General features: G+C 48.5%; 10 protein-coding genes and 1 riboswitch. All 10 genes read right to left on the reverse strand.

The genetic code is table 11. The features are described 5' to 3' along the window. Positions 1 to 55 precede the first annotated feature (55 nt). The gene (gene purF, locus Q9R36_RS11540; protein WP_009792564.1) at positions 56 to 1,468 is read right to left on the reverse strand and encodes an amidophosphoribosyltransferase; all 1,413 of its coding nucleotides are present in this window, start codon (positions 1,466 to 1,468) and stop codon (positions 56 to 58) included. Further along, positions 1,453 to 3,669, reverse strand: coding sequence for a phosphoribosylformylglycinamidine synthase subunit PurL (gene purL / locus Q9R36_RS11545; RefSeq protein WP_009792565.1), 2,217 nt, complete (start codon positions 3,667 to 3,669; stop codon positions 1,453 to 1,455). Before purL ends, purF begins: the two co-directional genes overlap by 16 nt. Further along, a complete protein-coding gene (gene purQ / locus Q9R36_RS11550) occupies positions 3,653 to 4,339 on the reverse strand; it encodes a phosphoribosylformylglycinamidine synthase subunit PurQ (RefSeq protein WP_311225135.1) in 687 nt (228 codons plus the stop codon). The genes purL and purQ overlap by 17 nt, the downstream gene beginning before the upstream one ends. Continuing rightward, positions 4,336 to 4,590, reverse strand: coding sequence for a phosphoribosylformylglycinamidine synthase subunit PurS (gene purS, locus Q9R36_RS11555; protein ID WP_311225136.1), 255 nt, complete (start codon positions 4,588 to 4,590; stop codon positions 4,336 to 4,338). Before purS ends, purQ begins: the two co-directional genes overlap by 4 nt. After that, positions 4,583 to 5,302 (reverse strand): phosphoribosylaminoimidazolesuccinocarboxamide synthase, encoded by a 720-nt coding sequence (gene purC / locus Q9R36_RS11560; protein ID WP_094769534.1) that lies wholly within the window; start codon positions 5,300 to 5,302, stop codon positions 4,583 to 4,585. The genes purS and purC overlap by 8 nt, the downstream gene beginning before the upstream one ends. A 66-nt stretch (positions 5,303 to 5,368) precedes the next feature. Further along, on the reverse strand, positions 5,369 to 6,661 hold the full coding sequence (gene purB / locus Q9R36_RS11565) for an adenylosuccinate lyase (protein ID WP_009792569.1): 1,293 nt from the start codon (positions 6,659 to 6,661) through the stop codon (positions 5,369 to 5,371). Continuing rightward, the gene (gene purK, locus Q9R36_RS11570; protein ID WP_009792570.1) at positions 6,658 to 7,818 is read right to left on the reverse strand and encodes a 5-(carboxyamino)imidazole ribonucleotide synthase; all 1,161 of its coding nucleotides are present in this window, start codon (positions 7,816 to 7,818) and stop codon (positions 6,658 to 6,660) included. The genes purB and purK overlap by 4 nt, the downstream gene beginning before the upstream one ends. Further along, positions 7,805 to 8,287 carry a 5-(carboxyamino)imidazole ribonucleotide mutase gene (gene purE / locus Q9R36_RS11575; RefSeq protein ID WP_009792571.1) on the reverse strand — a complete coding sequence of 161 codons (483 nt, stop codon included), beginning with the start codon at positions 8,285 to 8,287 and terminating at the stop codon, positions 7,805 to 7,807. The genes purK and purE overlap by 14 nt, the downstream gene beginning before the upstream one ends. Before the next feature lie 146 nt (positions 8,288 to 8,433). Further along, positions 8,434 to 8,535: riboswitch (purine riboswitch) on the reverse strand. Positions 8,536 to 8,641: 106 nt separating this feature from the next. Next, positions 8,642 to 8,845: an NETI motif-containing protein gene (locus Q9R36_RS11580; RefSeq protein WP_009792572.1), complete on the reverse strand. Its 204-nt coding sequence runs from the start codon at positions 8,843 to 8,845 to the stop codon at positions 8,642 to 8,644. Then, on the reverse strand, positions 8,842 to 9,363 hold the full coding sequence (locus tag Q9R36_RS11585) for a DUF2179 domain-containing protein (RefSeq protein WP_165352696.1): 522 nt from the start codon (positions 9,361 to 9,363) through the stop codon (positions 8,842 to 8,844). Before Q9R36_RS11585 ends, Q9R36_RS11580 begins: the two co-directional genes overlap by 4 nt. Between the last annotated feature and the right edge of the window lie 621 nt (positions 9,364 to 9,984).

Consider the following 9,984-nt stretch of genomic DNA (forward strand, 5'->3'; position numbering starts at 1 on the left):
TCCCCCTCTATCATGATTATTTGAAAAGAAAAGCAGCATTGCTGAATGCCGCTTCTTAGACTTTTTCGTAAGGATGAATGGTAGAAGGATAGATTTCAGTCGGATAGTTCCCGGTAAAGCATGCCAGGCACTGGCCTTTCAATGCTCCCGAATCTGTCCTGCCGATTGCTTCGATCATCCCTTCCGCACTTAAAAAGGAAAGGGTGTCTGCCCCGATGATTTCCCGAATCTCTTCAACAGAATGCTCGGAGGCAATCAATTCCTCCCGTGTCGATGTATCGATCCCGTAGAAGCAAGGGTTCTTGATCGGCGGTGAACTGATCACGACATGAACCTCAGTCGCGCCTGCTTCGCGGAGCATGGTGACGATCCTTCTGCTTGTTGTGCCGCGGACAATGGAATCATCGACCATGATGACCCTTTTGCCCTCGACAACGCCGCGCACAGGGGAGAGCTTCATCTTGACGCCCTGCTCCCTCAATGATTGGGACGGCTGGATGAATGTCCTGCCGACATATCTATTCTTGATCAGCCCCATTTCATAAGGAATCCCGGATGCTTCTGCATAGCCGATGGCAGCTGAAATGCTTGAATCAGGCACGCCTGTCACCACATCTGCTTCAAAAGGAAACTCTTCAGCCAGCTTCTTCCCAAGGTTTTTACGGGCCGTATGGACATTGATGCCGTTGATATTGCTGTCAGGCCTTGAAAAATAAACATATTCCATCGTGCACATGGCTGTCGTTGAGGCAACCGCAAACATCTCGGAACGGAAGCCTTCATCATCAATGATCAAGAGCTCGCCAGGAAGAACATCCCTGATGAATTCTGCCCCGACCACATCAAATGCACAGGTTTCGGAAGCTACCACATAGGCATCGCCAAGCTTGGCGAGCGATAGCGGCCGCATGCCATTCGGGTCAAGCGCCACCATCAATTCGGTTTCTGTCATGATCAGAAATGCATATGCGCCCTTTACCATGGAAAGGGCCGTTTTAACCCGGTCCTTTAAGGCTGAAAAACCGCCGCGCTTGATCAGATGGGCCAGCACCTCTGTATCTGAGCTGGTCTGGAAGATGCTTCCCTGTCCTTCAAGCTGATTTTTCAATGCAGTGGCATTTACCAGATTGCCATTATGAGCAAGTGCCAGGCCGCCGTTTTGTGAGTTAAACAGAAGAGGCTGGACATTTTCATATCCGCCGCCGCCTGCTGTTGCATAGCGGACATGACCGATGGCCGACTTTCCGTCCATTGCCTCCATGGCATCCTCGGTGAATATTTCCGCAACAAGTCCTTCACCTTTCAGACCCTTCAGCTTTTTCCCGTCTGTCACGACCATCCCTGTACCTTCCTGGCCGCGGTGCTGCAGGCTGTGAAGGCCGTAATAGGTGATCTGGGCGGCATTTTCATGCCCCCAGACACCAAAGATTCCGCATTCTTCGTTCAGGCCTCTTATTTCAGCAAGCATGGGATTGCTCCTTTCCAGGCTGATTTCAGAACTTCAGTTTGTTCTTTCATAACCAGACCGCTGTCAGAGTGGACTTCAAGTACAGGCTCGTCTGTCACCTCGCCGACCAGAATCGCATCAGTCATGCTTTCAAATGCCTGCTGATCTTCCTTTTTAACAGTGAGGAGGAAGCGGGACTGTGATTCACTGAATAGTGCGCTGGTCTCGTCTCCTGAAATGCGGATTAAAGCGCCAAGTCCCTCAGAGCCTATCACGCTCTCAGCAGCTGCAACTGCAAGTCCGCCTTCTGCCAGGTCATGAGCGGAAGAGACAAGCCCCGCACGGATGGCTTTTAGCACCTGCTCCTGATTCCGTGCTTCTTTTTCCAGGTCAAGCTCCGGTGCTTTTCCGAATATCTCGCCGTGAACAAGCTTTTGCAGCTCGCTGCCGCCAAACTCGGCCTTTGTTTCTCCGAGAAGATAAATTAGATCGCCAGCCTGCTTGAAGCTCTGGGTTGTAATATGGTCAACATCTTCTACAAGTCCGACCATCCCGACTACTGGTGTTGGATAGACGGCTGTACCGTTGGTTTCGTTATATAGTGACACGTTTCCGCCGATAACCGGCGTATTCAGGGCAAGGCAGGCACTGCTCATGCCGTCTGCTGCTTTTTCCAGCTGCCAGAAGATCTCAGGCTTTTCCGGATTGCCGAAGTTCAGGCAGTCTGTAATGGCAAGCGGTTCGGCACCGGATGCAATAATATTCCTTGCTGCTTCAGCCACGGCAATCTTTCCGCCTGTTTCAGGATCCAAATACAGATAACGCGAATTGCAGTCGGTTGTCATGGCAAGCGCCTTGCGCGTTCCGCGGATTCTTACGACCGCCGCATCAGAACCTGGAGAAACAACTGTGCTCGTGCGAACCATATAGTCATATTGGTCATAGACCCATTCCTTGCTTGCAATGGTAGGCTGCTGCAGCAGGCGCATCAGAGTTTCCCCTGCATTCCCTGCTGCCGGAATTTCCGTCTCCATAGCCTGGAATTCACGGAAATACTCAGGCTCGCGTGAAGGCTTGTGGTATACAGGCGCTTCCTCGGCAAGTGCATCAGCCGGAACGTCTGCCACCACTTCCCCTTTATGTAGGAGGCGCAGCATTTTATCATCTGTCACCCGGCCGATCGCCACGGCTTCAAGTTCATATTTTGAAAAAAGATCAACAATTTCCTGCTCACGCCCTTTTTGGACGACAATCAGCATACGCTCCTGTGATTCAGACAGCATCATTTCATAGGCAGTCATGCCCGTTTCCCTCTGCGGGACAAGATCAAGATTCATCTCGATGCCGGAGCCTGCTTTGCTGGCCATTTCGGCAGAAGAGCTTGTCAGCCCGGCTGCCCCCATGTCCTGGATGCCTACAAGCGCGTCGTTCTTAACCAGCTCAAGGCATGCCTCAAGCAGCAGCTTCTCCATGAACGGATCGCCGACCTGGACGGCAGGGCGCTTTTCTTCAGACTGCTCTGTCAGTTCCTCTGAAGCAAAGGTCGCGCCGTGGATACCATCGCGGCCTGTCTTTGCACCAACATACATAACCGTATTTCCGACTCCATGCGCCTGGCCTTTTTTTATATCTTTATGATCGATCAGCCCGACGCACATGGCATTGACAAGAGGGTTGCCTTCATAGGAAGCATCAAACTGCACTTCGCCCCCGACAGTCGGAATGCCGATGCAGTTTCCGTAGCCGGCAATGCCTGCCACTACTTCTTTAAAAAGGTACCGAACGCGAGGAGAATCCAGCTCTCCAAAGCGAAGAGAGTTAAGGAGAGCGATCGGTCTTGCTCCCATTGAAAATACATCCCGGATAATGCCGCCCACACCCGTTGCCGCTCCCTGGTAAGGCTCGATTGCAGATGGGTGGTTATGGCTTTCAATTTTAAATACAACTGCCTGGCCGTCTCCGATGTCAACGATGCCAGCTCCTTCCCCCGGACCCTGCAGGACGCGTTCGCCTTTGACCGGGAATTTTTTCAGGACCGGCTTGGAATTTTTATAGCTGCAATGCTCTGACCACATGACGGAAAACAATCCGAGCTCTGTGTAATTCGGCAATCTGCCAAGGATGTCCTCAACCATTGCAAATTCCTGATCCGTCAATCCCATCTCTTTGTAGACTTTTTCTGTTACAATCTGCTGCGGGCTTGGCTCAAGCATTAACGGCATAAGATTCCCTCCATTGTTTGACGATTGATTGGAAAAGCTTCAGTCCATCGGCACCGCCCAATAGCTGGTCGACGGCCCTTTCAGGGTGCGGCATCATGCCAAGGACATTACCTTTTTCATTGATGATTCCGGCGATGTCCCCAAGGCTTCCATTCGGATTCTCGCCGCTGTATGTGAATACGATCCTATTATTATCTTTAAGTGATTTTAGTGTGGCTTCATCGCAGTAATAATTGCCTTCTCCATGTGCGATTGGGATAGTGATTTGTTCGCCCTGTTGATAGGCGGAAGAGAAGATCGTTTGATTATTCGCTACCTGCAGCTGAACGGGCCGGCACATAAATTTCAGGCTTTCATTCCTGCGCATCGCTCCTGGCAGCAGGCCGGTTTCAAGGAGTATCTGGAATCCATTGCAGACACCCAAGATCGGTTTTCCTTCCTCTGCTGCTTTGATCACGGCCTTCATCACCTTGCTGAAGCGGGCGATCGCGCCGGAACGGAGATAATCTCCATAAGAGAAACCTCCAGGCAGAAGGATCGCATCATAGTCACCAAGGCTTTCTGTATCATGCCATACGTATTCTGCCTGCTCCCCGAGCTCATCCTGGATCGCATGGAACATATCAATATCACAATTGGAGCCTGGAAAAACGATGACTGCAAACCTCACAGTGCAACACACTCCTCGATCTCGTAGCAGTAATCCTCAATCACTATATTGGCCAGCAGGCGCTCACACATTTCTTTTACAGCCGCATCGATGTCACGATCAGTCTTATCGATCGTCAGCTCCATATATTTCCCAATCCGGACGTCCTGAACTTCATTGAAGTCCAAAGAATGGAGCGACCCCTTCACAACCGTCCCCTGTGGATCCAATACACTTTCCCTTAATGTGATATACACCTTTACTTTATACATGCTGGCGTCCTCCCAATCTCGTTAAAATATTTTCATAGGCATCTGTTAAGCTTCCCAGATCACGGCGGAATACATCCTTATCAAGCTTCGCATTTGTCTCCATATCCCAAAGGCGGCAAGTATCAGGAGAGATTTCATCTGCCAGCAGAATATCGCCGGCAGCATTTTTTCCGAACTCAAGCTTAAAGTCAATGAGACGAATGCCCATTTCCTTAAAGAAGCTTGATAAAAATGCATTAACCTCAAGCGCTTTTCTCTTCAGCAGGGCAGCTTCTTCAGGAGAAGCAAGCTCAAGCTCAAACACATGATCATCAGTCATGATCGGATCGCCCAGACTGTCATCCTTCAAATAAAACTCCACAAGCGTTTTTTTCAGAAGAGCCCCTTCTTCCATTCCGAGCCTTTTTGCCATGCTTCCAGCAGCCACATTCCTTACAACCACTTCAATAGGAATAATCTCGACTTTTTGTACAAGCTGCTCAGTTGCTGAAACCTTCTCAATAAAATGAGAACTGATGCCCTTTTTATGAAGCTCTGAAAACAGCAGACTTGTAATCTCGTTATTCAAACGGCCTTTACCGGCAATCTCTGCTTTTTTCTCCCCGTTGAATGCAGTTGCAGAATCTTTATATTCAAGCCAGACAATATTTTCATCATCGGTCAGATATACCTTTTTCGCCTTGCCTTCATATAGTTGCGCTCTCTTTTCCATGGCAGAGCCTCCTTGGTAAGAATATTGGGAATCTTCCTGATAAAAGGGGACCGAAGCCCCCGGATTTTATAAGCCTAGACGGTCAAAAATAGTGTCCACATGCTTGATGTGATAGTTGTAATCAAAGCAGTCTTCAATTTCCTCAGCAGACAGCCTGGAAGAAATCGTTTCATCAGCTTCCACCAGCGATTTGAACGCTACCTGCTTCTCCCATGCCTCCATCGCCCTCGGCTGGACAACGTCATATGCCTCTTCGCGGGCCATGCCTTTATCAATTAGAGCAAGCAGCACGCGCTGGGAATAGATGAGGCCAAGGGTTCGGTCCATATTTCTCTTCATGTTCTCCGGGAACACAGTGAGATTCTTAACGATATTCCCAAATCGGTTCAGCATATAATTCAGGGCAATCGTTGCATCCGGAAGAATAATCCGCTCTGCCGAAGAGTGTGAAATATCACGCTCATGCCATAACGGCACATTTTCATAGGCAGTCAGCATATGGCCGCGGATTACGCGTGCAAGGCCTGTCATATTCTCAGATCCGATTGGATTGCGCTTATGCGGCATGGCAGAAGACCCTTTCTGCCCTTTCGCAAAGAACTCCTCCACTTCACGTGTTTCACTCTTTTGCAGTCCGCGGATTTCAACAGCAAACTTCTCGATGGAAGTCGCAATCAGCGAGATGGCGGCCATATAGTGGGCATGGCGGTCACGCTGAAGTGTCTGTGTCGAAATCGGAGCCGGCTGGAGGCCAAGTTTTTCGCATACATAGCTTTCCACAAAGGGGTTAATATTGGCGTAAGTTCCTACAGCACCGGACATCTTCCCGAATTCAACGCCGGAAGCGGCCTGCTTGAAGCGCTCTAGGTTCCGCTTCATTTCCTCATACCATAAAGCCAGCTTCAGCCCGAAAGTTGTCGGCTCTGCATGAACACCGTGCGTGCGTCCCATCATGACTGTGTATTTATGTTCTTTTGCTTTATTCTTTAAAATTTCAACGAAGTTCTCCAAGTCCTGAAGAAGGATGCTGTTAGCCTGCTTGATCAGGTAGGAAAGAGCTGTGTCCACTACATCCGTGGAAGTAAGGCCATAATGCACCCATTTCCGCTCTTCACCGAGCGTTTCTGAAACCGCCCGGGTGAATGCCACTACGTCATGGCGCGTCTCCTGCTCAATTTCATTGATGCGTTCGATATCGAATGAAGCATTCTCACGGATTTTCTGCACATCTTCTTTTGGGATATCCCCGAGCTCCGCCCATGCTTCACAAGCAAGGATCTCTACTTCCAGCCAGGCCTTAAAGCGATTTTCCTCTGTCCATATCGCTCCCATTTCAGGTCTTGTATAACGTCCAATCATCGTAAAACCTCCATACCTTCTTTTGCTTTGCTCCATATTCCGCTGCGGTCTATCTCGGCAAGCGATTCTGCCGCTGTCGGCCGTAAAAGGGTTGCATGCCCCATTTTCCGCTTATGCTTAGGTTCATCCTTCCCATACAGATGGATCTTCCAATCCTTCAGGCCCGGTATCGCCCTGATCACATCTGACTGGTGCTCTCCTAATATGTTGACCATAACTGCCGGATTTAATAGCCTTGTGCTTCCAAGCGGCCAATTGCACACTGCCCTGATATGCTGCTCAAACTGCGACGTTTCACAGGCCTCGATTGTATAATGGCCTGAGTTATGCGGCCTTGGGGCCAATTCATTTATGTAAATCTCATCGCCGTCAGAGAGAAACATCTCCACTGCAAGCGTACCAACCAGCCCAAGCGCTTTGCCGATTCTTTTGGCCAAGTCCTCAGCCTTGCGTGCAGCACTCTCGCTGATATGGGCCGGTACAATGGTTTCATGCAGGATATTATCCTTATGAATATTCTCTCCTACTGGAAAAACAGCTGTCTCCCCATCAGGGTTTCTTGCAATGATCACAGAGATTTCCTTTTGAAAAGAGATCCACTTTTCCAGGACACAGATTCCTTTTTCAAGCAGCTCTGCAGCCTCAGGAATATCGTCTTTTGACCGGATCACATATTGCCCTTTGCCATCATAGCCGCCGCGTGCCGTCTTTAGTACCGCAGGAAAATCAAGCTTCTCTATATTATCATAAATATCAGCCGTCTTTTCGATGCGGGCGTAAGGCGCAACCTTTGCCCCTGCCCGTTCGATCGCTTCTTTCTCCGTCAGGCGGTCCTGCGTTATGCGGAGCAGTTCAGACCCCTGTGGAACATAGGCATGGCTGGTCAGCCAGTCAAGCGCCTCGGCATTGATATTTTCAAATTCATAAGTGATCACATCGCTCGCCTCAGCAAGCTCCTTTATACACAGCAGGTTATCGTAGCCGCCGACTATCTGCCGGTCCGCCACCTGGCCGCAGGGAGAATCCGGTGCCGGATCAAGAACGGCAATCCTGAATCCCTGAGCCTTTGCCGCCAATGCCATCATTCTCCCCAGCTGTCCGCCTCCGATGATTCCTATCGTCTGTCCAGGCAAAATGGTTTGTTTAGACAAGTTCATCACTGCTCTCCATTACTTCCTGTTTTGTGTGCAGCCTCAAGTCCTCTATCCTGCCTGCAATGTTTTGGTCAAATGCTCCCAGCATCTGTGCAGCAAGGAGGGCCGCATTGACTGCACCTGCCTTTCCGATAGCCACTGTAGCTACAGGAACACCTCCTGGCATTTGAACAATGGACAGCAGCGAATCGAGTCCATTAAGCGCCTTGGATTGGACTGGCACGCCAATGACCGGCAATGTCGTTTTCGCTGCCACCATCCCTGGCAAGTGAGCTGCCCCTCCAGCCCCCGCAATGATCACTTTTATCCCGCGGTCCCTTGCTTCTTCTGCAAACCGGAACATCAAATCCGGGGTTCGATGGGCAGAAACGACCTGCTTTTCATAAGAAATCTCAAGCTTATCCAACATGCCGCATGTGTGCTTCATCGTATCCCAGTCAGATTTGCTTCCCATAATAACAGCCACTTGCATATGCCTCTCCCCCAACAGAAAATTTAATCTTCCTCAAAATAAAAAGCCCGGACAGTTACTTTTCACTAATAGAGAAAGTAATCTGTCCGGGCTCGGATAATAAAGGAAAGCTCCTCATACACACAAGAAAGCAGACCCTTGAACCGGTCATATCATCTTTCCCTTATAGTCCGGCCATTTACGGCAGCCAGGTAGAAACTTATGGGCCATATCCCCATTATTATATAAGGGTAAATCTTTATATAAATATAATTTTAATTGTAATCTTATCTAACAACATCTTACCAACTATCCTATGGGGGTGTCAACCACTATTCGAACAATAAGGATTGAGAATAGAATAATGTTCGTGTTTCACTCTTCCTTTTTTGCTTCAAAGACTATTTGCCGTCCTGCCGGCTCATAAGTGACCGAGCCCCCGGTCTTGACTTCTTTAAATATCGGCTTCTCCGTCCTTCTTACCGGAACATAGCCTTCCTTTGCTATACGGTCCAGGCATTGGCCAATCGTCTCATTTTCAAGGACTTCAAACTGCTTCTTTTTCTTTTCCTTGCTCATGAATACAATTTTCCTTTCCTGACAGATTTCACCCAGAAGCCGCCATGGATCGTCTTAGGCTCATAGGCAATAATGAATGCTTTAGGATCAAGCTCCTTGATCGTCTGGTAAAGCTTAAGCTCATATTTCCTCGGCGTCAGGATCTGCATAGCCATCCGGTCGCCCTCCAGCCCATTGGCAGCCCAGTTCGTTACGCCATACCCTTTTTCCCTCAATACCCTGGGAACATCTTTATCATATTCTTTTGTTATTACATTAACCGTTATATATCCAAGAGCAAGCTTCTCCTCGATTTTCATACCGACAACAACGCCGATTCCGTAGCCCACAGCATATGCAATCAAATTCTGAATCTGATCCAGATTATCGAGTACAAGCCCCAGTCCGATTACATAAATGACCACTTCGATCATGCTGATAAAAGCCGCCAAATAACGCTGCCCTTTCAGCGTAAGGATCATCCTGATCGTAAAAAAGGAGACGTATACAATATTAATGACAAGTATGATGGCAACCATCACTAAACTATTTTCAAGCAAAAAATAAACCTCCTCCAAGCCTCTGCCTTAATTCAACGTAAATCCCTATTGTACAAGAGAAATCTGCATTTGCGAACCACTTAGAAAAAAATAAAAGGATCTTTTTGTTATGTTAACCTATTTGGCTCATGATAAAACGCTGCTGCGGATAGCGTGGGCAGGGAAATGGAGGGAAGCTGGAAGAAGGACGCAGAGTTTTTTCCGGGGGATTAGAAGTCAGGGACTGCAGGATGGTTTCGGTTATTAAGTAAGCCGGAGGGTTAGCTGGCGGGCGGCTTTATTGGGGCTTTGCTGGGGCTTTGGCTGAGTTGGGCGGGTTAAGTGCGGTTGGTGAAATAAATGGTGAAGGTGAATGGATGTTTTTTGGACAAATGGTAAATTACGATTGGAATTCGGTAAATTACTCAGCCTATTTGGTAAATAAATAGTAAATTTGGTAGATTATTGGGAGAATTAATTAAATTCGCGATTGAATCGTCTATTCTCCCCTTCAAAAACCCTTCTCATTCGCCTACCCGGCACTCATTTCCGCTTAAGAGCACATTTCTTATTAAAAATCTCTCCATTTCACTAAATAAGCATAAAAAAAGAACAGTCATG

This window comes from Bacillus sp. AG4(2022) (assembly GCF_031844465.1).
GTDB lineage: Bacteria > Bacillota > Bacilli > Bacillales > Cytobacillaceae > Bacillus_AB > Bacillus_AB infantis.

What these genes read in the sequence shown, in the direction of transcription:
- purL (WP_009792565.1), bottom strand. Translation starts at nt 3,669, where the DNA reads ATGCCGTTAATGCTTGAGCCAAGCCCGCAGCAGATTGTAACAGAAAAA.
- purE (WP_009792571.1), bottom strand. Translation starts at nt 8,287, where the DNA reads ATGCAAGTGGCTGTTATTATGGGAAGCAAATCTGACTGGGATACGATG.
- purC (WP_094769534.1), bottom strand. Translation starts at nt 5,302, where the DNA reads ATGGAAAAGAGAGCGCAACTATATGAAGGCAAGGCGAAAAAGGTATAT.
- purS (WP_311225136.1), bottom strand. Translation starts at nt 4,590, where the DNA reads ATGTATAAAGTAAAGGTGTATATCACATTAAGGGAAAGTGTATTGGAT.
- purF (WP_009792564.1), bottom strand. Translation starts at nt 1,468, where the DNA reads ATGCTTGCTGAAATAAGAGGCCTGAACGAAGAATGCGGAATCTTTGGT.
- purK (WP_009792570.1), bottom strand. Translation starts at nt 7,818, where the DNA reads ATGAACTTGTCTAAACAAACCATTTTGCCTGGACAGACGATAGGAATC.
- Q9R36_RS11585 (WP_165352696.1), bottom strand. Translation starts at nt 9,363, where the DNA reads ATGGTTGCCATCATACTTGTCATTAATATTGTATACGTCTCCTTTTTT.
- purB (WP_009792569.1), bottom strand. Translation starts at nt 6,661, where the DNA reads ATGATTGGACGTTATACAAGACCTGAAATGGGAGCGATATGGACAGAG.
- Q9R36_RS11580 (WP_009792572.1), bottom strand. Translation starts at nt 8,845, where the DNA reads ATGAGCAAGGAAAAGAAAAAGAAGCAGTTTGAAGTCCTTGAAAATGAG.